Genomic DNA, 22431 nt, shown 5'->3' on the forward strand with positions numbered 1-22431 from the left:
AATATGTACATGACAGCCAGAATTCGCATCGTACTCACCGGCCGGGTCGACGGGAACGCATCCTCACTCGGCCCGGCTCTCCGGGTTAAAAGGTCAAGTCCACCGTATTCACGTTTTCCGCAGGCAACGGGAGGTCGATGACCTTGTCCATGTACTGGACCCGCAGCCCCCAGCCATCGGGCTGTTTCTTCTCCATGCTTCCTTGGTACGCCTTGCCGTCCCTGTTCGTGTACAGTGAATCCGGTATGATCACGGCGAGATCCGTTCCCCGCTGTCCCTTGGCGCTCCAGACCGCCTTCCCCAGCTGATCGACGACGCTGGCCACATACTGCCCGTCGCCGCCCGCGGGCGAGGAGCGCAACACCACCTTCCGGCAATAGACGATCTCCTGCACGGCGGCCCTGCTCGTATCGCAGTCCACGTCCTCCCTGGACGCCCCGCCGATGTACGTGTTGTCCAGCAACCGCACCGTGGACGGATAGGTGGCGTACTGCCCCCATATGGTGTGGTATTCCCCCCCGCCCTCAAGGCGCGCAATAGTGTTGCCCGTAAACAGGGGATACCCTTCGCAGCGACCGTAGAAATCGCTCAACAGCAGGTTGCCCCAATTGCTGGCGATCAGATTCCCCTCGAACAGGAACCCGGACGACTGGTTGTTGAACACCAGGCCCACGGCGGCCGCCTTGGCCCCGTTCCCCTTGTTCAGGCCGATGATGATGTTGTTCCTGATGAGCGCGGTCTTCTCCGGCCCCAAACCGACGAACAGGGCGCGTCCCCAACTGTCAGGGTTCTTGTTCAGCACGTACTGATTGTCGAACAGCCCCTTTTCCGCCCGCACGATGAACAGATTGTCCTCGATATTCACGTTCCACGTCTTCCCCCAGCCGAACCGGACGCAGGCCGCGCCCGTGGAGCCGAACTCAGCGCCCGGCTTGGTGTTCTGCACGTCCACATAGTTGGAATAGACCGCCGTTCCGGGGCCGGGCCATATGCCGATGGGATGCACGCCGCGGCCGATTATCTTGTTGTGATGGATGCTGCCGCTGGAGGTGACGATGCCCGACGAGTTCGTGACCTCGCTTTCGATGTGGATCTCATTGTGGTGGATTTCCGCCGACTGTTCGGAGCGGATGCCTATCTGCCGGACGCCCCTGAGGACATTGTGCCGGATGACGATTCCCTTGCCGTTGGTCCGGATGGCGGGCACGCCCGAGTGCCGGTCCTTGACCACGGTCCCGTTATCGATGAGCTCATTGTGGTGGATGTCGTCGCCCGGATGGCCCCTGTACACGAATATCCCCGCCAGGTTGTCACCGCTGTAGGTGATCTTGAGGCCCGCCAGCTTGACCGGTTCGATGTTGAGAAGGAACACCGGATTGGCGCCTCTGCCGTAGGCGTCGCCCTTGCCGCCGCCTTTGCCCTGCTCGATTTCACCATTTATCAGGACGAAATCCTTCGGGTTGCTCCAATCATTCTGAAAGACCCCGCACCCTTTGCTTGAAACGTTGTTGTACGTAACCTTGTGGCCGTTGAGATTGAGGGTGATCCTGCTCCCCTTGACCGTGAAGGCGGTCTCGTCGGCGACAACATCCGCTTCGAGAATATACTCCGTGTTCCCTTTGGTCAGCACGGCCGGTCCGGTCAGTTTGACTATGTTGGCGCGTTTCGGGCCTTCTATCCGTTGGACACCTTCCGCGTACGCCATGTCGGCACGCGCGGTCTCATGCCTAGCCGAGGGGAATTGCCACTCGAGGGCCTCGTTCAGGGGAATCCCTTCCGCCATGGCGGGCATGGCGGATGCCCCCAACAATACGATCAAGGAAACACATATGGCGGCAAGCTGTTTCATCCTCATCCCTCCTCGGATTCAAACCATTTCGGCCCAAGCCCCGCATCGTTCTCCGGGGCTTGGTTCACAGTCATCTGACCCGCGTTAGACGGCAGACCGCGAAACCGTAGAATATTCCACTCTTCTTTACACCTTCATACTAGACAGTACTCAACGGCAAAGATCAACTTATCTATTCCACTGGCAAAGTGGTTGGTGCGCCTCGCAGACCGGGAATGGAGGTCAAGCGCTATGCACCGCTCGCTCCCTCCTAAAGGGCCTCATGCGAATTGCCGCGTTTTACCCGGCGCACGACCGCCCGTTTGGCAGTGACCAGACAGCCGGTGAGAAATCCCCAGCCGAGCCCCGCATGGATCGACCAAAAAATCGCCATCATCCTGAGCATGCAGCCGCCTCCCGCGCCCCGGCACAGACCCAGGGAAAAGGAACCGACAAGGAGACAGTACGCCGCCAGCGGCGCCAGCATTGCCAAAGCCGGCCACCAGTTCACCGCTCCCGCGGCAGCCAACGGAACGGACAGGACGGCCGCCGCAAGCAACAACACGAACACCGGCGGGACCAGCAGGTTCAGCGACAGGGTATCCGGATGCTTCATCAGCAATTCCCAGCGTCCGAGCCCGTACCTGCCCATCTGCCGGAACAGGGAGGCCAGCGAATCACGGGGGTAGTATTGAACCAGCAGCCTCGGGCTCGTGTACGCGGGCAACCCCGCCTTCTCCACCCGGTAATTGAACTCGACGTCTTCGCAGGCGTCGAAATTCTCATCGACGTAACCGATGGTCTCGAAGACCTCTTTCGCATACGCCGCGCCGTTGCTCATGGGGCTCGCGAAGCCCTCGTAGTCGCCATAGATGAGCGAATCCCCGCCATGGCCTATGCGGCTCGCCCGGGCCGCGGCCACCGCCTGCTGGAAGCCGCTCAGTCCCGGAGGATCCAGGCGCTGGGGACGCCCGAGGCACTGTGCGCCGCTCTCCTTGAAAATTCCCACCATGTCGGAGAGCAGAGTATTGCTCGGGATATGGCAATGCCCGTCGATGACCAGGAAGTATTCGCCCCTGCCCTCCCTGAAACCGACATTTCTCCCCGAGCTCGAACGCCTGCCCGGGTTGTCCTCGAGCCTGACGCCCGGATTCTCCCCGGCGATTGAGCGGACGATGTCGCGGGTTCCGTCCGTGGAGCCCCCGTCCGCCACGATGACCTCAAAGCGATCGGCCGGATAGTCCTGCTCCAGAAGCCGGTGAAGAGTCTGCGCAATGTACGGCTCCTCGTTGTAGACCGGCATGACGACCGTGACGAACGGCAGGGGATTGGCGGTCATTGCGCTTTCTCTCCGGACAGCTTGCGAATGACCTTTGCGGGCACGCCTCCCACAACCGTCTTTCCCGGCAGGCTGCGGGTGACGACCGCGCCCGCTCCGACGACCGTATAGGGATTCACGTCCGCCATGATCACGGCCTTGGTGCCGATCCAGCTCCCCTTGCCGATGGTGATCCGATATGAGTCATGATCCTTGGGCTGGTGCTGAAAGCTGACGGAGCTGTCCGCAATGCCGTGCTGATGGCCGCCGTCGAGCACGTGCGTGTACGCGCTCAGCATGACGCCTTCCTCGAGGACGCACCGGGCGACAATGCAATACGCGCTGATATAGACGTCATCCTTCACCACGACGTCCCAGTGGGAGAAATAGCTGCCGAATTCCATTACGGACCGGCCGCTGCACTCGGTCAGCGTCCGGCGGTAGAACGCCATGCGAAGATAGCATCCGATCTTTCCGGGTATGATGGCCAGCAGCTGGCCTGCGCCCTGAAAGAACGTCAGGCTCCTGAAAAGCATGTTCAGCACGATCAGCGGCGAGACCAATAAGAACGCCGCGGCCCCCGCCAGGTTCTTGAGCATTTCCCTCATGAAACACATCCCATATAGAAGGCCTTGAACCTCTCCATGCACGAGCCGATCTCATATCGGAGACTTCGACGTCGGCTCACTTCGCCCATCCGGGCGCGAACGTCCGCGTCGGCCAGGCTCGACATCCCCTCGGCAAGGGCCGGGATGTCGCCGGGCGGGACCAGTGCGCCGTTCTCGCCGTCCACCATTTCCCCGGCGTCGCCCACATCGCTGCAGACCACGGGCAGCCCCGCCGCGAGATATTCCAGGATCGTGTTGGACATGCTCTCCGACCGGGAAAACAACAGGCCCACGTCCAGTGCCGAAAGGATATCCGGGATGTCGCTCCTCTTGCCGAGAAACTCCACCCTGGACCGGACGCCCAACTCCGACGCCAGGCTTTCGAGGTCCGACCGGCAGCGGCCGTCCCCCACCAGCACCAGCCTTAGCCGATGGTTTTCCGAACAGGCCATGGCGAACCCCTTGAGCACCCCGTCATGGTCCTTGACCGGCCGCAACGTGGCCACGCACCCGACCACGATGTCCCGGTCCTCCGCCCCCCACTCCGCGCGCAGGGCGTCACGGGCCGCAGACGGCGTGAACAGCGACAGGTCGATGCCGTTGGGGATCACCTCGATGATCGCTTCCGGTATGTTCTCCCGCTCCATCATCTGCCTCCGGGTGCTGTGGGCGTTGGTAATGAAGTGCGTCTGGAATCTCCGTATGATCCGCCTCAACGCCCGTTCCTTCCAGTTCAGCCAGTACCCCTGGTCCCTTCTGGAGCCGACGATGACGGGAATGCCCGCCACTCTGGCGGCGATGGTTCCGAAAAGATCGCCGTCCCTGTGAAAGGTGTGCACGATATCGAACCGGTTTTCTTTCAAATACCTTGCCAGACCGATCAGGCGAGGGACAAAGGACAAAGAGGCGACGGAAGGGACTTCAGCATGGAATATCTCCCCCTTGTACTTCGATCTCGACCACTCCGACTCCCTCAGGATACAGAGGCAGGGTTGAAAGACCCGTGTGTCCAGATTCTCCAGGATGGTGTTGAGCTGCTTCTCGGTTCCGGCCGTGGGGCTCTCGATATAATCTATGATGAAGGCGATGCGGATTCTCCGTTTCATCTTGCCCCCTTTTCCATCATGGCGTCATACAGGCCAGCGTACTGGCACGCCTGGCGGTCGAAGGTGAACCGGGAATCGACCAGTTCGAATCCCCCCTTGCCGAGCCTCTTCCGCAGCGCCCCGTCCGACGCCACCCGCGTCAGGGCGTCCGCCAGGGCCTGCGGGTCATCGAGCGGCACCAGGACCCCGGTGACGTCGTCGGCCACGACTTCCCGGGTGCCCCCGGCATCCGTGGCCACGACGGGGACGCCGTGGGCCATGGCCTCGAGCACCACGACAGGAAGCCCTTCCGTCAGGGAAGAGAGAACGAACATGTCCGCACCGGCGAGCAACCCGGGAAAATCTTCCGTGAAGCCATGCAACCGAACCCGATCCTGCAGGCCATGCCGGTTGATCAGACCGGTCAGCAACTCCCGTTCGGGCCCTTCTCCGAAAATCGACAGGCGGAAATCGGGAACGCCCGAAGCCATTCTCCGCACAGCCTCAACAAGTCCCCCGAAATTCTTCTCCGGGCTCAGCCTCCCGCCCGCGACGAGCCAACAGGTGTCCTGCGGAATCCCGTAACGCGTCCGCACCTCCTGCCTGTCCTGCATGCGCTCGGGCAGCCGGACGCAGTTTTTTATGACATGGATGCGCCGGACGGGGACCCCGGCCCGGGCGAGGCGCCTGGCCTGCTCCTCCGACACGGCCACCACGGCGTCGGCTACGCGGCAAAACAGTTTGTCGATGGCGTCGAACCAACGGACCTTGCACGATTCCCCGGTCCAGCCGTGCGAAACGACCACCAGAGGGATTTTGGCCATCCAGGTAGCCAGGCGGCCGAGAATGTCCGCCTTGTAGCCATGGGCCACCAGCACGTCGATCCTCCTCTCCCTGAGCACCCGGGCGATCTTGCGCACCCCGTCCAGGCCGAACTTCAATCGGGTCTGGATGCTCAGGCAATCGAATCCCATCGCCCGGCCCGCGTGGAGCATGGGATTGTCCGCGTTCTCTTCCTGGAAAGAACCCAGGAGGAGGTGGTATTTCTCCTCGTCGACATGCTTGAAATGCTCGAAGATCATTTTCTCCGGGCCCCCGACGAAATTCGACGGACGAAGGTGCAGAATCCTAGCCCGCATGCCCACGGCTCTCCCTGGCCCGCAGCCACACGTCGTTCATCACCGTGGCGATGCTGTCCCATGTGTACATGGACAGGACCCGCTGCAATCCGTTGTCGGCCAAGCGGTCGTACTCGCCGGGCGCGGACAGCATCTCCACCGCCTTCCGGGCAAACCCCTCGGCCGAATCCTCCAGCATCAGGTGCACCCCGCCGTCGAGCTTCAACCCCTCGGCCCCCACGGACGTGGACAACACCCTTTTGCGCATGGACAAGGCCTCGAGGATCTTCAACCGCGACCCGCCCCCGATCCGCAGGGGCACCACGTACAGGCTGGACCGGGCGATGTACGTCCTCACGTCGTCGACCGTCCCGGTCACCGTGACGCCGGGTATCCGCCGCCATTTCCCGGCCATGTCCTCCGGGGGGAATCTGCCGACGATGGTGAATGTGGCCGTAGGCAACGCTTCCCGGATCAACGGGAAGACGTCGTTGACGAAGTGGTTGACCGCATCCTGGTTCGGCCTCCAATCCATGGACCCCGTGAAAACCATGCTGTTTTCCGTCTCTTCGCCGGCGACCGGGGCGAAATACTGTTCGTCCACCCCGTTCGGAACCACGGTCGCGTGCGGACAATCGAATTTCTCCAAGACACACTGCCTGTCCTCGTCCGAAACGCACATCACACTGTCATAGAGATGGACCGCCCGGGCCTCGTACTTCTCCATCTTTTTCCACTGGAGCCGGATATAGCTTTTCTTGAGCGGATTGACCTCGCGCTCCCACATCCGTTTCCAGATGAGCGCCTCGACATTGTGCGTGGAGAGCACCGACGGATACGTCCCCAGCACTTCCCGCAGATTCACGGTGTAGGGCGTCCATTCGCAGTGCACCAGATCAAAGGACTGGCGTGCGACCAGATCGGCTATGACCTTGCGCATGCCTTTCGAGAAGTGACGCTGTACGACATACGGATCCGGGGACAAGAGGTTGGCCAGCAGAGCCGAGTAAAACCTCACGCCATGCTGCTCGACGACAGGCGACGCAACGGGATGCACCACGACATTGGGACAGCCCGGCAACGCATCCGCATCTCCATGGCATACGAGGTGCAATTCATGCTCTCTCTGCATTCTGAGGAGAAGGTTGTACGTCCTCAGACGCTTCCCCGTATTCAGCGGCCAAGGCAACTCTTCATCCACTACCAACACTTTCATCAGGACTGTCCCTCGCTCCGCACGATTAAAACGGTTGCTCGCCGAGCTTCGATATACAGAACCGGTATTTCCCGGAATCCTCGGACTGTATCGAAGCGACCAGTTCCACATCGTACCGCATGGTTTCCCCGAAGCGCTTGCGGATCAGGCCGTCCAGCGCGGCGGCATCCTCTTCCGCCCAGGTCCCGGCGGGCACGATCCGGAACGTCAACCGGTCCAGTTCCTCCTGGATGATCTGCAACTGCTTGACCCCTGGCAGAGCCATATGGAAATTCTCCGTCAGGGAGATGCCCGACACATAGCTGCCGTCCGCAAGCTGGACGTAGTCGGCGATGCGCCCCTCCAGGGAGGTGATCAGCGGCGCGGTTCTGCCGCAGGGACAGAACTCGTTCGACAGCACGCCGACGTCGCCCACCTTGTAGCGGATGACGGGCATGGCCATATTGGTCAGGTCCGTGACGACGATGGCTCCCGCCTCGCCCTCGGGCAGGGGCCTGCCCTCGCCGTCGACGACCTCGACGACAAGGGTGTCCATGTTCACATGCAGGCCGCGATGGGCATCGCACTCCGAGCCGATGAGGCTGACCTCTTCGCATCCGTAGCGGTTGAACACCCCGCAATCGAAGACACGCTCCAGCACGGTTCTTTCAAAGTCGTGCAAGACCATGGCGGTCGAGATGATCCCCTTGGGCCTGATGTCGTCGTACCCCTTCGATTCGCAGTACTTGGCGAACAGGTACAGCGAGTGCGCATGGCCGAACAGGACGGTCGGCCGCTTTTCCAGCAAGGTTTCGTGGTATCGGTCCATGATGCCCTCGTCCATCTTGAGGGTATCCAGCGGGATATGGCGGATGAGAAGCAGGTTCCTCAGCCGGGAGCGCCAGTCGGCGTACTGCTCCGGGTTTCCCCAAATCGCGCCCACCCGTTCCCCGAGCCGCCAGCCGGTCCACATGTCGTGCCGGACCGTGCACCCCCGTTTCCATTGCAGGCTGTCCTCGTCCATGAACAGTTCGAGCGAAACCCCGGTGGAACCGGATGTCTTCATCCGAAACAATGACGATTTGTCGTAGCCCGCGGCGATCATGTCGTCGGCGCTGGAACGGATTTCATCCTTGGTGAGCAGGGGCAGTTTCCCGAGGTCGTCCCAACCGTCCAGGCGGCGGCCCTTGTACTTCTCCGCGTAAAAGGCCGTGTTGCCGACGGCATGTTGAAAGAGCCCGGCGAGTTTCTCCCACTGCCACTTCAACATGTCGTCCCTGTCCGCGTACTGCGTCTTCTGAAAACGTTTCAGATGGCGCAGATAGGGAGAGCCTTCGTACATCGCCCACAACGGCGCAAAGAAATTTCGTGAAACATGGGAGAACGGATCTCCCTGGAATCTGGCTCGTTCACTCATTGTCTCGACTTCCCGAATGCTTTTTCATACCTACAGCAGCCCGCTTTGGGCGAGCACGGCTCCCATCGAGTCGAAAGGCAGCGTCTTCAGCAGCACCTCCAGCTTCCCGTATGTCCCGGAGAGATTCACATAGTGGCGGAACCGGGATTTCAGGCTGAGGTTGCCGACCCGGGGCTGGTCCGGATCTATCTCCCATGGATGGAAATAGACCACTGCGGGCTGCCGCTCCACGGCGTTCACACGCTGCAGGGAGTTGCGGATCAGTGAAATGGGAAGCAGACGGAGATAACCGCCACCGGCCACCGGCAGTTCCACGGACTTGCCGAACAGGGAGAACCGCCTGGTCGTCAGCGGGAACTCGGCGATGCTGCCCTCATCCCGTTTCAGCATATGGGGGAAGCGCTTGGCGTTCGGGATGCCGTACCTGTCGTGATAGATCGGAAAGATGCTCGAATCGAACCGGAATCCCTCCTCGATGAGAATATCCAGGGCCCAGAGCGAGCGCTCGGTGACGGTGTAGCTGGGAGCCCGGTAACCGATGACCGCCTTGCCGACCTGGTCTTCGAGGATGGCTTTGGCCCGGTGTATGTCCTCGCGAAAGGCCTTCGGGCCGATATCGTAAACAAGTTGGTGCCCATAGCCATGGCAGGCGATCTCATGCCCGCGATCCGCTATCCTGCGGACCAGCTTCGGCGCTCTTTCCGCCACCCACCCGAGGGTAAAGAACGTCCCCTTGACGCTGTATTCATCAAAGAGGTCGAGAATGCGGGCTACATTGTTCTCCACGCGCAACTCGTACCCGTCCCAACTGGAGCGGTCTATGCTCTTAGCGAACGCGCTCACCTGGAAGTAATCTTCCACATCGACCGTCAAAGCATTCGTCATTGTCTGCATCGCCGCTCCCACGCCAGGCTAGTTCCCGGGCAACCACTCTGAAATCACGGGATAGAAGGTTCTCACAAAATCATTCAGCGTTTCCGAAATCCCGTCGTCTCCCGCCGCGACGGGCATGGACACCCGGATGAAGGCGGCGTCCTTGCGCCGGGCCACGAGGGAGTTCCACATCTCGGACAGCTTGAGGGCGTACTCGTCGGTCAGGATTCCGCCCCTGACCTGGTACCAGTAATAGAAGGAGATCGTGGTCGCCTCCTTGCTCATGACCGTGTCCGCGATCTCGATGTCCCGGCCGTCATGCAGGCGGATCGGAACGAGCCCGGATGAGTTGGTGTACCAGCCGGCGCTGGGCAGACAATTGCGCGGGGAATGGATGCCGCCGTCGCCCTTCCTGCCGCCGTGATAGCCGATGTACAGGGTCACACGGTTCCCCTTGGCGTCCATGTAATCGCGGGACATGTAGTCCGTGGGCCGCAGGATGGCCATGATCTCCTGGGAGAAAACATCCTCCCGGACCATGCGCCATTCGCCGACCCTTGCCGGAAACTCGACCAAGGGGCGCTCCAGAAGAATGGGCCTCGCCTCGACGAAGTGGATGTAGGCCCCGGCCGCGAGCAGCAGGATGAGGACGAGGACGAACTTACGATTCATGGCGCTTCTCCCCCCACTTCAGGACCCAGCCGATCACGGCCATGATGACCATGGCCACGAAAAAGACCATGAACCCGGCGAACTCGTGGAAAAATCCTTCCGCCGCCACGCTTCCGTAATGCTTGGCCAGGATGCCGGTCAGGAAGACCCGCAGGATGTTGGTGATCACGGCCACCGGCAGGGCCGAGACGATGAGCGCCCATTTCTTCCATGCGCCGCGCTGGGTCAGGAAGGCGAAGGCCACGCTCAACGCGATCAGGGACATGAGCGAGCGCAGGCCGCTGCACGCGTCCGCCACCTCCAAAGTGATGTTGGGCAGCATGATGATGTTGCCCTCGCGCAGGACCGGGTAGCCGAAGAAGACGAGTCCCTGGACCGAGACCTTGGCCACGAAGAGCTTGAGCGGCATGGTCATGGAGTCGTAGATGATCGCCGGAATGGGCACCATCAGGAGGAGGTAGAGCAAGGGAAGCAGCATCCGTTTGCACGGCTCCCAGCCCAGGATGTAGAGGATCGTTCCGCCGGTGATGACGATCATCGAGGTCCGCATGGTGAAGTATTCCGTGGCCAGGGACCCGACGACCAGCTGGGCCACGCCCAGGAGCACGACGGCAAGCCCCCAGCCCGCCGGTCGGACCGTGGCCTCCAGGATGCTCTTGCGGTTGGCCCAGAGGAAATAGCCGGAGACCAGCGGCACCAGGAACCCGTGGGAGTAATTGTCGTCCCTGGCCCAGTCCGCGACCATATCCGCGATGATTTCGTGGTACACCAAGCCGATGACCGCGCAGTAGGCGGCCACGTACCACTTGTTTGCTTCAAGCCATTTGGAAACTGTCACGGGTCCTCCGGATGCCTGCCGTTGCGTTCTTGGTCGCCGGTGCCTAGCCCTGGGGCCTGGAGATGCCGACGGTGACGGTTTTGGCCTGGTGGCGGATGGTGTCGATGGGGCGGGTCATTTCCTCGATGGCCTTGTTCAGGATGGTCAGGATGTCGGCCAGGCGGGCCTCGGTGGCCTGGATGGCCTGGGCCTGGTTGACCAGCCAGAGCATGTAGTTGGCCAGGCTCGCGGCCACGCGGGCGGGCAGGGCCGAGTCCGTGGCGCCCGAGGCGATCCGCTCGTTGCATTCGTTCAGGGCGATGAGCAGCTTCTCGCGGTCGAAGGTGGTGGTGTCCTCGAGCATCGCGCCGATGAGCACGCGCGCCTTGCGGAACGGCTCGGCGTGGCCGTCGATGGCCTTGGCCGCGGACACGCCCCACCAGTGGCCGGCCACGGTCTCGAGCACGAAGTCCAGGCCGCCGCCCGCGCGGGGCACCTTGACCGTGGCCTCGGCCACCCGGTCGAAACGGTCCTCGTCCTCGGCGCAGAACACGATGGGCGAGCCGTTGTGCGCCTTGAAGATCGTCGTCTCCTTGACCGTGTCCGTGACCACCATCTCCGGCAGGTCCGAGGCCATGACCAGGGTCAGGGGCTCGGTGGACAGGTCGATGTGCTTCTTGTCCTCCGTGACGTCGCATGGGATGGATTTATAACATAATTCCGATAGCTTGATGCGCACTTCCTGGGCCGCGACGCAGTTGGCGCCGTTGCCGACCAGGGCCCAATAGCGGTGCACGGGCGCGTATTTGCGGGCCACCTCGGCGATGGCTTCCTTGTTCTCCAGGACCTTGTCGATCTTCCCGGGGAGTCCTTCCAATGCCTCGATTTCCTTGAGGATGGAAGGCTTGTCCATGGTCCCGAGGATGTCCGCCAGCCAGAGCGAGAGCAGCTTGCCCGCCGCGATCTGGGAGTAGAACGCCTTGGTCGAGGCCACGGCCATCTCCACGTCGCGGCCGTTGCTCGTGTAGATGTGCGAGTCCGATTTCTGGACCAGGGGCGAGTTGCGCCGGTTGACGATGCAGTTGACCCACGCGCCCCGGTCGCGGCACAGGTCCACCACCCGGTTCGTGTCCGTGGTCGTGCCCGACTGGGAGACCGGGATCAGGAACACGTCGTCCATGCGCTCGTCGCCCATGAACCCGATGAGCTCGCTTCCGGTGTAGGACTCGATGGCCATGCCGGTGTCGGCCAGGGTGCGGCGCAGCAGCCGGGCCACGGCCATGGCGGCCACGGCGGCCGTGCCCTGGCCCACGCAGATGATCCGGCGGATGGGCCGGGTCTTGTCCAGCAGCCGCTCCACCAGGGCCGGGCCGCGCCCGAACCCCTCGGGCAGGAACTCCACCGCGCCGTTTTTCTTGAGATATTTGCCGTGCAGGGTGTTGCGCACCGAGTCCGGGGCCTCGTGGATTTCCTTCTCGATGTAATGGGCGTACTCGCCCCGGAAGATGTCGCGCGAGAAGATTTCGATCCGCTCCTCGGCCAGCTCCACGGGCTCGCCGTTGTCCAGGTAGCGGGCCACCGGGATGGCGTCCGAGGGATCGGTGTCGCGCAGGACAACCGACACGCCGCCCTGGCGGTGCACGGCCACCGGGAAGGACGAGCGGGCGCGGGCGGCCATGCCGTAGGCCTCGCTGGCCACCAACCAGCCGTCCCGGGTGCGGCCGATGTAGAACGACTGGCCCGAGCCCTTCTGGGCCAGGAATTGCGAGTCGAAGTCGTTCAGGTTCTGCATGACCACGGCCAGGGATCCCTCGCAGCGCCGGAGCACGTTGCGGAACCGCTCCTCGGCGTCGTCGCTCTCCTCCACGCCCAGGTGGAAGAGCACGGGCAGGATCTTGGCGTCGGTGGAGATGGCCGGCGGGATGTGCGCGCCCTTGGCCAGCACGGATTCCTCCACCAGGGTGCGGTAGTTGTCCACGTCGCCGTTGAGCACGAACATGGTCTTTTCCAGGCCCGTGGACATGTCGCCCTCGACCAGCCCATCGACAGGGTGGCAGTTGGGCACCGAGATGATCCCGTTGGACGCCCAGCGGGTGTGGGCGATGATGTTCAGGGTCTGCAGCCCCTTGGACATGGCCCACAACAGGTCGTCATGTTTGATGAATTCTCTGAGTGCCGCGCCGTTGTCCCCGAGCTGGCCGACCAGCTGGGCTACCTTGTACAGGAAGCGGCAGGCGGTCCGGCCGTCGCCGAGTTTGCGCACCAGCACCTGGCGGGTGTCGGCGTTGTTGATGGAGCTGCGGTCGGCCAGCTCGCGCTTCTGCGCGGCGGACAAAGCGGCCTCCGGGTCCACGCCCTCGGGCAGGACGAAGGCCAGGGCCACGCCCGCCGAGTCGCGGCCGCGCACCTCGAGCTTGTCGATGGACTGGAGCACCTGCTCGGCCCCCCAGGCCAGGAAATGCCGGTCGCGCGCGTCCGCGTCCTTGGCCAAATCCCCGGGCATGAGCGCCAGCGTCCGGTCCACGTTGACCAGCACCTCGCGCTCGATCTGCCACAGATAGTCGTCCAAGGCCTCGCGCAGCGACTCCAACTCGTCCGTGCGCGGCCCCTGCTCCAGCTTCACCGCCGCCGCATTGCGCAACGCCCGGATGGTGTCCCGAATGGACGACAACGCCCGCAGCGCCTCGCCGTCCCCCACCAGCCGCATGTGCAGCCCGAAGGACATCAAATCATAAAACCGCCCGGCCAACTCATCCAGCGGCCCGCTGGCCGCGAGGAGGTCGTCCCCCTTGTTGGCCTGGGCAAAGGACGTTTCAAGCTCCCCGAGCCAGGACACGTCGGGCACGGTCACCCACAGCCTGTTGCTCAAAAAACTCGCGATTCCGCACATGGTTCCCTCTCCTTATCGCAACGGACGGCGCTAGCGTTTGTATTTGTCCTCGAAGCGGACGATGTCGTCCTCGCCCAGGTAGCTGCCGGTCTGGACCTCGATGAGTTCCAGGGGGATCTTGCCCGGGTTTTCCAGACGGTGGATGTTGCCCAGCGGGATGTACGTGGATTCGTCCTCGCACAGGATGGACTCGTTGTCCCCGTTGACGATCTTGGCGGTCCCCTTGACCACCACCCAATGTTCGGCCCGGTGAAAATGCTTCTGCAGGGACAGGACCTCGCCCGGTTTGACGATGATCCGCTTGACCTGGAAACGGTCGTCCGCCGAGATGGACTCGAAGCTGCCCCAGGGGCGGTAGACGATCTTGTGCGCCTCGGTCTCGGGACGGCCCGCGTCCTTGAGGCGCTGGATGACCGACTTCATGTTGTCCAGCTTGTCGTTGGCGGCCACGAAGACCGCGTCCTGGGTCTCCACCACGGTGGTGTCCCGCAGCCCCAGGGTGACCACCAACCGGTTCGAGGAACGCACGTAGCAGTTGACGGTGTCCTCGGCCACCACGTCGCCCAGCAGGCTGTTGCCCGCCTCGTCGCTCGGATGCATGTCGTGCAGGCTCTTCCAGGAGCCGAGGTCGCGCCAGGCCAGATCGATGGGCACCACCTCGATGTCGTCCACCTTTTCCATGACCGCGTAGTCGATGGAGTCCGACGGGCACTGCCCGAACTCCTCCTCGCCCAGCCGGATGAAGTCCAGGTCCCGGTAGCTGTTCTCCACGGCGGTCCGACAGCTCTTGAGGATGGCCGGGGCGTGGGCGGCCAGGGCGTCCAGGTAGTTTGAGGCCTTGAACAGGAAGATGCCGCTGTTCCAGAGGTATTCGCCCGATTTCAGATACTCCTCGGCCACCTCGCGTTCCGGCTTTTCCACGAAGCTGTCCACGGCGTGCACGCCCTCGGACGCGGCCTGCCCCTTGCGGATGTAGCCGTACCCGGTGTGCGGGTGGTCCGGGACCACGCCGAAACAGACGAAGCGCCCCTGCTTGGCCCGTTCGTAGCCCAGGGCCACGGCCTTGGAAAAGGCCTCGCCGTCGGCGATGGAATGGTCCGCGGGCATAACCAGCAGGACCGGATCGCCGCCGTGCTCCATGAGGGCGGCCACGGCCGTGGCCGGGGCGGTGTTGCGTCCGAAGGGCTCCAGGACCATGCGCCCGGACGTGCCGAGCCTGCGCAGCTGCTCGGCCACCAGGAAGCGGTGCTCGTTGTTGCAGACCACGATGGGTTCGGCCGCTCTGGGCAGGGCCATGCACCGGGCCACGGCGTCGGCGAAGAGCACGCGCCCTTCGGACACCTCGATGAACTGCTTGGGGTACAGGGTCCGGGAAAGGGGCCACAGGCGGGTGCCTTGCCCGCCGCAAAGTATGACTGGCTGCAACATATTCAACCTCGTTCGGTCTTTTCCACCCCTCTGGTCGGGGGCTTCATCTGGTTCTCGGTGTTCACTGCACCTTATGAGCTCTTGAGCCCGTGCTTTTTCATCAGGTCGTAGAAAGTGGGCCTGCTCACGCCGATGGACGCGGCGGCCTTGACGATATTCCCGGAAAACTTCTCCAGCGCGTTCTCCACCATATCGCGCTCCAGGAGGAACCGGGCGTCCTTCAGGGAGATGTCGTTGGTCTGAAGCTTCTGGCGCAGGGCTTCGTCGCCCTTCATGCCCAGGTCCTCGGGCAGGATCTCCGGCCCGGTGGCCATGATGACCGCCCGCTTGACCCTGTTCTCCAGCTCGCGGATGTTGCCCGGCCACTCGTATCCCTTGATGCAGGCCAGGGCCTCGTCGGAGAACCGCTTGGACGTGGTCCGCTGCCCCACGGAAACGGACTTGAGGAAATAGTTGGCCAGCAGCTCGATGTCGTCGCCGCGTTCGCGCAGGGGCGGCAGGTTGATGGTCATGACCCCGACGCGGTAGAAGAGGTCCTCGCGGAACGCGCCCTCCTCCATGGCCTTCTGGATGTCGATGTTGGTGGCCGTGATGATGCGCACGTCCACCGGAATCTCCTTGCGCCCGCCCACCCGGGTGACGACCATCTCCTGGAGGAAGCGCAACAGCTTGACCTGCAGGGTCATGGGCATCTCGCCGATCTCGTCCAGGAACAGGGTGCCCTTGTCCGCGTATTCGACCTTGCCCTTGACCAGCTTGTTCGCGCCGGTGAACGCGCCCTTCTCGTGTCCGAAAAGTTCGGACTCCAGCAGGTTCTCGGGAATGGCGCCGCAGTTGATCGAGACCATCTCCATGTCCGAGCGCAGGCTCTTCTGGTGCACGGCCCGGGCGACCAGCTCCTTGCCGGTGCCGGACTCGCCGCAGATCAGGACCGGCACGTCCGAGGCGGCCACCCGGTCGATCTGGTTGAAGACGACCTGCATGCGCGCGCATTCGCCCACGATGCCGCTCTCGTTGACGGTTTTCCTGCGCAGCTCCTGGTTCTCGCTCTCGATGTTCTGCAGGTACATGGCCCGGTCGACCATGACCTTGAGCTCGTCCAGGTTGACCGGTTTCTTGTAGTAGTCGTACGCCCCGAGCCGGACCGCCTGCAGGGCCGCGTCCTTTTCCTCGTTGCCGGTGATGACGATGACCTTGGCCGTGGGGTCCATGCGCAGCATCTCGCCCAGGCAGCGCAGCCCCTCCCCGATGCCGTTCTCGTGCGGCGGCAGCCCGAGGTCCAGGGTGACCACCGCCGGGGAGTGCTTTTTGAACAGCTTGAGTCCCTCTTCGCCGTCGCGAGCGAAGATGAGCTCGTAGTTCGACTTGGACAGCCCCCACTTGAGCTGCCGGAGAATCTCGTCGTTGTCGTCTATGATCAGAAGCTTCTGCATGAATAAGAACCCGTTGGTTTGTCTCGTTTACCTTGCCTCGGCCGGGGCGGGCAGGGTCACGGTGAAGATCGCCCCGCCCCCCTCCGGGCTCGTGGCCACGATGGAGCCTCCGTGGGCTTCCAGAATCTGCTTGCTCTGGTACAGGCCGATGCCCATACCCTTCTTCTTGGTGGTCTTGAACGGGACGAAAAGCCCGCCCTCCAGGATCTCCTCGTCAATGCCCGCCCCGGAGTCCGAGACCCGCATGACCGGGCCGTTCTCGTCGCCGACAAAGACCTTGAACGGCGCGTTATCCCCGGCCTCCATGGCGTTGAGGTAGAGATTGACCGCGACCTTCTTGAACTCGGACACGTCCAGCTCCACGGACACCGATTCGCCCGAGAATTCGATCCTGGCCGACGGCAGGGCCTCGGCCGCGCTCTTGGCCACCTCCATGAGGTCCACCAGTTCCAGGCTCAGGGACCCCTTGGTGGGGATGTTGGTCAGCTGGGCGATGAGCGTGTTCATGCGGCCCACGATGTTGCTCAGGGAGTCGAGCATGTCCTGCTGGAATTCCGGGTCGTTGATGTACTCGCGGGCGTTCTCCTCGAGCAGGGACAGAGGATAGACCTGGTTCTTGAGGTCGTGCAGGACGAACGCCGCCACCTTGCCGAAGGCCTCCATGTCGCGGGCCTCGGCCAGCTCGTCGCCCAACCGCATGTTCATGAGCACGGCCGCCGCCTGCATGGCCACGGCCTCCATGAGCTCCATGTCCTCCTGGTCGTAATTCTCGACCACGTTGATGGGCGCGCCCAGAATGATGACCCCGACCAGGGACCGGGCCGTGCGGATGGGCACGATGAACCGGCAGCTCCGCTCGGCCAGAAAGGTCTGCGCCTCCTCGCCCAGATCGACCTCCTCGCGGCGCAGGTCCAGGATGTGCCGACGATCCTTGAGCAGGCGGACCAGCGGCGAGCGGGCCGGGATGGGCATCTTGGAATCGTCCATCTCGTGGAAGCAGATGGGCGCGAAGTCCGTGCTGTGGCGGCCCTGCAGGAAGATGCACCCGCCGACGATGCCGAAGGTCTCGCAGTAGACGGTCAGGATGTTCTTGTAGAGCTCGTCCCGGCTGCGGGAGTTGGTCACCCGGTCCGTGAAGCGCTTCCACTCGATGCGGTAGTCGTATTTCTCGCCGTAGAAATGGCGCTGGATGGCCAGCCGGAACTTGCGGCGCATGGACTCGGAAAGGGAGATGACCACCAGGCCGAGCACGCCGAGGAAGGCGACCATGGTGAAGGCGTAGGCGTTGAACTGGTTGCCGAATATCTTGAGCCCCTCGCCCACCAGCCCGACCAGGACCAGGAAGAGGCCGCAGAACAGGACCACGAACGAGCGGTATGTCAGGCTCTTGGAGATGGTGATCCGCTCGTCGTTGCCCCGGGTGAACTCCGAGTAGGCCATCAGCAGCACCCCCACGATCACCCCCAGGGAGCGCGTGGTGATGAACCCGGTGTCGATGGCCCGGAAGATCATGGATTGGCTGTAGTAGAGCACGTACGAGGCCAGTACCGTGCCGACGCCCACGATGGAGAACTTGATCTTCCATTTCACCCCGTGGGGTGCGTTGGCGATGGTCGCCTCCAGGTTGAACAGGGACACGGCCATGAACAGAATGACCTGGAGGTAGAAGAAGAAGGCCACCGGCTCCAGGAAGAGGGTCTTGTCGGTGTGGAAATCGGGAGAATAGTAGAAATTCCGGGCCGGGAAGACCAGGACCATGGCCAGGGGCACCAGGGACAGCCCCATGAGCAGCTGCTGGGTGGCGGGCAGCTCCGGGAAGGAGAACTCCCGGCGGTAGGCATTGGAGAACAGGATGCAGACCGGGCAGGCCAGGGCCATGCAGTAGAGGGAAATCTGGCTGATGGTCAGGAATTCGGCCGGGTACTCGAGGAGCAGATAATCGCACACGCCCAGCCCGGCCACCAGCCAGAGCAGGACGAGCAGGGAGACGGTCTCCCACCTCCGGCCGCCGCGCGAAAGGGCTATCAGGGGATAGAGGGCCGCGAGAACGACGGCCAATATCTGGACCGCGCCGCTCAGCATTCCCGGCCTCCGTCATGCAAAAAAAAGGGCGCATGCCCACCCATGGTTGCGGCATTGCGTCCGTCGCGTTTCAAAGAAACGTACGGCTTGGGGGCTGCGGCCGCGGCGAGGCATCGCTCGCACGCATTATGGGGCTTTTCAGGCAAACGTCTCATAGATCATTCCTTTGGACCACATCCCTGTACCGTATTCATCGACTCGTACCGCTCGCTATCCTCCCCTTGCAATTACTCCGGACACCGGACCGTCATCGCCGCCACGTCAACGTCAACCCGACGGAATTGGACCTGTAGTCATTCGCGTCCGTCTGCTCGTCGTTCATCTTGAACCGGTACGACAAACTCGCGGAGGTGCTTTCGGACATACTGTAGCTCAGGCTAACCAGAGAGAATATCGTCTTTTCGCAGTCAGGGTTCGTGTACAAGTTCATATAGGCATTGTAATTGAAAGAAAGCCGCTCCGACAGGTCGTGTCTCCCTCCAAAACTCGGACGCCAATAGGTCGTCCTGCTGGCCTGGTCCTCTTCATAGTCATAGTACGCAAGCGTTAATATAAAATTTCCCCGTTCGTATTCATTCCTCAAACTGACTTCATGCACATACTGGTTCTTCGTATCCGCGGACTCGGGGTCCTCCGTGAAATCCATGGATGACGATATGCTGCCTATAATCGTCGGAGTGAACGCGTGGGTTATGCCGATGAAATACGGGGTGTACTGCTTGTTCGAGGAGTCCTCGGTCGCGTAGTCCGTATAGGTTGGCGACACGTTTGCCTCAATGTACGATCCCTCGGCGTACGAATACGTTGTCCCCAACTTCAGATTGTACCGCTCGAACCCTCCATCTTCCCAACGCGGGTCATGTTTCTGGAACCCGACGCCTCCGGTGAATTGCCATCTGTCGGTCAACTCATGGCTCAAGTCCGCGTACAGCTCGTATATCCGTTTATCGACGCTGCCTTCCTCCGAGTACCAGATGTCCCGGAACCCCGCTCCGGTCTTCAATGAAGTCCGGTCCTGAAGCGGGACGACGAAGTAGGGCCTGATGTCAAACGTGTTCTGGTCCGTGGTCCCTGCCGTGGTGTCGCCTTCCTCCACATCGCCCCGGGTGGCGTTCGTGTAGACCTTTTTATAGACGTCTGAAGTATCTATGAAAAAGAAATCCTTGATGGCCTCGATCTCGCCCCGCGCATTCAGGTAGTTGTTCTGTTCATCCCCCTTGACCTGGTCAAGATATTTCTTGTTTTCAAAATCGTAGGAGAGATCGAAGAGAACCCTGGAATGCTCATAGGTAGCGCTCAGCCCCGGCTTGACGATCCACAGGTAGTCCCCTTTGGGGTTCTGCGTTTGAGTAACGTTGTCGTTGTACTCCATGGTGGTCGATATTCTCGGCTCGATCGTAAAGTCCGCGCCCCGGGCCACTCCCCCCAAAGGAAGGAGCAGGCTCAGAACCAGGAGCACCACGGGGAATATTGACATGTTTACTATGGACACGACACCCTCTCAGCGGACGGACACTGCAGACGCACACAATGAAATTTTATAAGCTTTACTAGCTATCCAATTGCATTGCAAGGCGCTTGCTCCAGGATTCTCCGCCTACTCACCTCCGAACAAGAGTCTGTAGGCCCATCCCTTTTTCACGGGACGCTCCCCTTTTTTATCCACTTGTTTCATGGGTTCCATTCTCTGTTGCGCCATCTTGTTCCAGCACATGGCCTTGACGGACTCCATGCTGTCCTCAAGCAGCTTCAGCTTCTTTTCCACGGCTTCCAGCCGATCCATCAGAACGACCATCGAGTTCTGGTCGGTCTTGGAAGACGAACGTTCCAGCATATCCAACCGGTTGCTCAGGTCGTTGATGGTCTTGAGCACCTGGGATGCCCGCTTGGGCAACTTCCTCGCCCGGTGCAGGCCGCCGGCCGTCGCGACCGGCCTCTCCTGCGAGCTCTGCCAGTACTGCCGCTCGAAATCCAGTTCCTCGGCGATGGCCGAGACGTCCTCTCCGGCGATGTCCCGCTTCTCGCCGGCAAAGGCGTCGAGCAGGAGGTAGTCGCACAGGATGTTGATCAGGCGAGGCACCCCTCGGCTCAGGTCGTGGATCAGATCCAGGGCCTCGGGCGCAAAGGTCACGGCCTCCCTGTTACCGGCGCTTTCCATCCGGTAGTATATGTATTCCTTGACCTCTTCCCGATCCAGGGGCCTGAGGTGGCAGCCGATCTGGATGCGCTGCCGCAGCTGCAGCAGCTCAGGGCTGTTCAGGGTGTCGCGAAGTTCCGGCTGTCCCACCAGGACGATCTGGAGCAGCTTGCCGCCGTCGGTCTCCAGATTGGAGAGCATGCGGATCTCCTCCAGCAGGTCCGAGGACAGATTCTGGGCCTCGTCGATGATCAGGACGGCCCGCTTGCCCTCGGCGTACTGGTCGATGAGAAACTCGTTCAGGTCCCGCAGCAGCGCGGCCTTGGACCGCCCGTCGGTCTCCAGGCCAAAATCGTCGTTAATCATGGTCAGGAGCTGATGGGAGTCCGCCTTGGTGTTGAAAATCTTTGCCAGGGTCACGTTGTCGAGATGGCGCTTGATGAGCTCGCGGATGAGCGTGGTCTTGCCCGCGCCCACTTCGCCGCTCAGGAGGATGAACCCGGCGCGCTCCTCGATGCCGTACCGCAGGTACGAGAGGGCCTTGCCGTGGGACCGGCTCATGAAGAGCATGTCCGGGTTCGGCAACAGGTCGAATGGCTTGGACCTGAAGTTGAAGAATTCCTCGTACATGGCGCCGCCTCAATGCCTAACTAGGCATTGTAAGAGTATTTGTAGCTGTAGTGCGCGTACCCGCTGTAGCCCGAGGCCGAATGCCCGCGTGAGGCCTGGGTGAACACGGCTCCGGCCACGTTGGCCCCGCTCAGGGCCTCCAGGGTCTCGTTCATCTCGTACTTGGACAGCCGCTGCTCCCTGACCACCAGGACCACCATGTCGGCCAGCCGGGCCAGGATGCGGCTTTCGGCAAAGGGCAGGACCGGCGGCGTGTCGATGATCAGGAAGCGGTCGGAATACCGCTCCTTCATCTCGCGCAGGACCGTGGCCATGCGCTGGGAGGCCAGCAACTCGCCCGGGTTGGCCATGGGCGTACCGGCCGGAAGGAACGACAGTTTGCCGATGCCGGTCCGGATGATGGCGTTGCTGACGTCGGTGCCTTCGAGCAGGCAGTCGGACAGCCCGTAGCCCTGGTCCATGCACAGCAGTTCGTGGCAGGAGGGCTTGCGCAGGTCGGCGTCCACCAGGAGCACGGTGTGGTCGAACTCCTGGGCCAGGCTGATGGCCAGGTTGGTGGAGGTCACGCTCTTGCCTTCGCCCACAGTGCCGCTGGTGATGACGATGGTGTTCTGGAACCCCTTCTTCTTGGTCAGCCGGACCAGATTCTGCTTCAGCTTGCGGAATTCCTCGGCCGCGGGGGACACGATATCGTTCAGGGAGACCAGCATGTGCTGCCCGGCCACCCGGTCGAGCACCTCCTGGGGAATCTCCTTTTTAGGAGCATGTCCCAGATCGCCGCCCGGCGCACCGCCGATGGTCCGGCCGGTGGGGATGGAACGGCCCTGCCGCTCTCCCTCTTTGCCGCGCAATTGGGACGCTTTCTTCAATGCTTCTTCTATTCTGCTCATATTCATATCT

At 62.1% G+C, this 22431-nt stretch carries 17 protein-coding genes; all 17 read right to left on the minus strand.

The features are described from left to right. Window positions 1-85: 85 nt before the first annotated feature. The 17 genes from ACR42D_RS15510 to ACR42D_RS15590 all read right to left on the minus strand — a co-directional run bounded on the left by ACR42D_RS15510 (window position 86) and on the right by ACR42D_RS15590 (window position 22421). Window positions 86-1705 carry a hypothetical protein gene (locus tag ACR42D_RS15510; RefSeq protein WP_484567696.1) on the minus strand — a complete coding sequence of 540 codons (1620 nt, stop codon included), beginning with the start codon at window positions 1703-1705 and terminating at the stop codon, window positions 86-88. A 394-nt stretch (window positions 1706-2099) separates the two neighbouring features. Continuing rightward, window positions 2100-3167 (minus strand): glycosyltransferase family 2 protein, encoded by a 1068-nt coding sequence (locus ACR42D_RS15515; RefSeq protein WP_484567697.1) that lies wholly within the window; start codon window positions 3165-3167, stop codon window positions 2100-2102. Continuing rightward, on the minus strand, window positions 3164-3745 hold the full coding sequence (locus ACR42D_RS15520) for an acyltransferase (RefSeq protein ID WP_484567698.1): 582 nt from the start codon (window positions 3743-3745) through the stop codon (window positions 3164-3166). Before ACR42D_RS15520 ends, ACR42D_RS15515 begins: the two co-directional genes overlap by 4 nt. Before the next feature lie 5 nt (window positions 3746-3750). Beyond that, on the minus strand, window positions 3751-4860 hold the full coding sequence (locus ACR42D_RS15525) for a glycosyltransferase (protein ID WP_484567699.1): 1110 nt from the start codon (window positions 4858-4860) through the stop codon (window positions 3751-3753). Beyond that, the gene (locus ACR42D_RS15530) at window positions 4857-5978 is read right to left on the minus strand and encodes a glycosyltransferase family 4 protein (protein ID WP_484567700.1); all 1122 of its coding nucleotides are present in this window, start codon (window positions 5976-5978) and stop codon (window positions 4857-4859) included. Before ACR42D_RS15530 ends, ACR42D_RS15525 begins: the two co-directional genes overlap by 4 nt. After that, window positions 5968-7284 (minus strand): glycosyltransferase family 4 protein, encoded by a 1317-nt coding sequence (locus ACR42D_RS15535; protein WP_484567701.1) that lies wholly within the window; start codon window positions 7282-7284, stop codon window positions 5968-5970. The genes ACR42D_RS15530 and ACR42D_RS15535 overlap by 11 nt, the downstream gene beginning before the upstream one ends. Further along, complete coding sequence (locus ACR42D_RS15540) at window positions 7199-8494, minus strand: phenylacetate--CoA ligase family protein (RefSeq protein ID WP_484567702.1); 1296 nt, start codon at window positions 8492-8494, stop codon at window positions 7199-7201. Before ACR42D_RS15540 ends, ACR42D_RS15535 begins: the two co-directional genes overlap by 86 nt. Window positions 8495-8599: 105 nt before the next feature. Continuing rightward, window positions 8600-9463, minus strand: a complete 864-nt coding sequence (locus ACR42D_RS15545) for an XrtA system polysaccharide deacetylase (protein WP_484567703.1) — start codon at window positions 9461-9463, stop codon at window positions 8600-8602. Window positions 9464-9481: 18 nt separating this feature from the next. Continuing rightward, entirely contained in the window at window positions 9482-10114 is a 633-nt protein-coding gene (locus tag ACR42D_RS15550) for an exosortase C-terminal domain/associated protein EpsI (RefSeq protein ID WP_484567704.1), read from the minus strand. Further along, the gene (xrtA, locus tag ACR42D_RS15555; protein WP_484567705.1) at window positions 10104-10952 is read right to left on the minus strand and encodes an exosortase A; all 849 of its coding nucleotides are present in this window, start codon (window positions 10950-10952) and stop codon (window positions 10104-10106) included. The genes ACR42D_RS15550 and xrtA overlap by 11 nt, the downstream gene beginning before the upstream one ends. A 43-nt stretch (window positions 10953-10995) precedes the next feature. Then, a complete protein-coding gene (locus tag ACR42D_RS15560) occupies window positions 10996-13821 on the minus strand; it encodes an SIS domain-containing protein (RefSeq protein WP_484567706.1) in 2826 nt (941 codons plus the stop codon). A 30-nt stretch (window positions 13822-13851) separates the two neighbouring features. After that, complete coding sequence (locus ACR42D_RS15565) at window positions 13852-15249, minus strand: mannose-1-phosphate guanylyltransferase/mannose-6-phosphate isomerase (protein WP_484567707.1); 1398 nt, start codon at window positions 15247-15249, stop codon at window positions 13852-13854. Window positions 15250-15320: 71 nt separating this feature from the next. Next, a complete protein-coding gene (gene prsR, locus ACR42D_RS15570; protein ID WP_484567708.1) occupies window positions 15321-16682 on the minus strand; it encodes a PEP-CTERM-box response regulator transcription factor in 1362 nt (453 codons plus the stop codon). 27 nt (window positions 16683-16709) lie between these two features. Then, window positions 16710-18764: an XrtA/PEP-CTERM system histidine kinase PrsK gene (prsK, locus tag ACR42D_RS15575; protein WP_484567709.1), complete on the minus strand. Its 2055-nt coding sequence runs from the start codon at window positions 18762-18764 to the stop codon at window positions 16710-16712. A 247-nt stretch (window positions 18765-19011) separates the two neighbouring features. After that, complete coding sequence (locus ACR42D_RS15580) at window positions 19012-20256, minus strand: TIGR03016 family PEP-CTERM system-associated outer membrane protein (RefSeq protein ID WP_484567710.1); 1245 nt, start codon at window positions 20254-20256, stop codon at window positions 19012-19014. A gap of 105 nt (window positions 20257-20361) precedes the next feature. Then, the gene (locus ACR42D_RS15585; RefSeq protein ID WP_484567711.1) at window positions 20362-21531 is read right to left on the minus strand and encodes an XrtA/PEP-CTERM system-associated ATPase; all 1170 of its coding nucleotides are present in this window, start codon (window positions 21529-21531) and stop codon (window positions 20362-20364) included. A gap of 20 nt (window positions 21532-21551) precedes the next feature. Next, complete coding sequence (locus ACR42D_RS15590; RefSeq protein WP_484567712.1) at window positions 21552-22421, minus strand: XrtA-associated tyrosine autokinase; 870 nt, start codon at window positions 22419-22421, stop codon at window positions 21552-21554. Between the last annotated feature and the right edge of the window lie 10 nt (window positions 22422-22431).

Origin of the sequence: Pseudodesulfovibrio sp. lm2024 (assembly GCF_051175575.1) — a bacterium.
GTDB classification, from domain to species: domain Bacteria; phylum Desulfobacterota; class Desulfovibrionia; order Desulfovibrionales; family Desulfovibrionaceae; genus Pseudodesulfovibrio; species Pseudodesulfovibrio caledoniensis.

Coding starts and splice junctions, on each gene's coding strand:
- ACR42D_RS15525 (WP_484567699.1), bottom strand. CDS start 4,860: ATGAAACGGAGAATCCGCATCGCCTTCATCATAGATTATATCGAGAGC.
- ACR42D_RS15585 (WP_484567711.1), bottom strand. CDS start 21,531: ATGTACGAGGAATTCTTCAACTTCAGGTCCAAGCCATTCGACCTGTTG.
- prsR (WP_484567708.1), bottom strand. CDS start 16,682: ATGCAGAAGCTTCTGATCATAGACGACAACGACGAGATTCTCCGGCAG.
- ACR42D_RS15565 (WP_484567707.1), bottom strand. CDS start 15,249: ATGTTGCAGCCAGTCATACTTTGCGGCGGGCAAGGCACCCGCCTGTGG.
- ACR42D_RS15550 (WP_484567704.1), bottom strand. CDS start 10,114: ATGAATCGTAAGTTCGTCCTCGTCCTCATCCTGCTGCTCGCGGCCGGG.
- ACR42D_RS15560 (WP_484567706.1), bottom strand. CDS start 13,821: ATGTGCGGAATCGCGAGTTTTTTGAGCAACAGGCTGTGGGTGACCGTG.
- ACR42D_RS15540 (WP_484567702.1), bottom strand. CDS start 8,494: ATGTACGAAGGCTCTCCCTATCTGCGCCATCTGAAACGTTTTCAGAAG.
- ACR42D_RS15510 (WP_484567696.1), bottom strand. CDS start 1,705: ATGGCGTACGCGGAAGGTGTCCAACGGATAGAAGGCCCGAAACGCGCC.
- prsK (WP_484567709.1), bottom strand. CDS start 18,764: ATGCTGAGCGGCGCGGTCCAGATATTGGCCGTCGTTCTCGCGGCCCTC.
- ACR42D_RS15520 (WP_484567698.1), bottom strand. CDS start 3,745: ATGCTCAAGAACCTGGCGGGGGCCGCGGCGTTCTTATTGGTCTCGCCG.
- ACR42D_RS15530 (WP_484567700.1), bottom strand. CDS start 5,978: ATGCGGGCTAGGATTCTGCACCTTCGTCCGTCGAATTTCGTCGGGGGC.
- ACR42D_RS15590 (WP_484567712.1), bottom strand. CDS start 22,421: ATGAGCAGAATAGAAGAAGCATTGAAGAAAGCGTCCCAATTGCGCGGC.
- ACR42D_RS15535 (WP_484567701.1), bottom strand. CDS start 7,284: ATGTGGAACTGGTCGCTTCGATACAGTCCGAGGATTCCGGGAAATACC.
- ACR42D_RS15515 (WP_484567697.1), bottom strand. CDS start 3,167: ATGACCGCCAATCCCCTGCCGTTCGTCACGGTCGTCATGCCGGTCTAC.
- ACR42D_RS15545 (WP_484567703.1), bottom strand. CDS start 9,463: ATGCAGACAATGACGAATGCTTTGACGGTCGATGTGGAAGATTACTTC.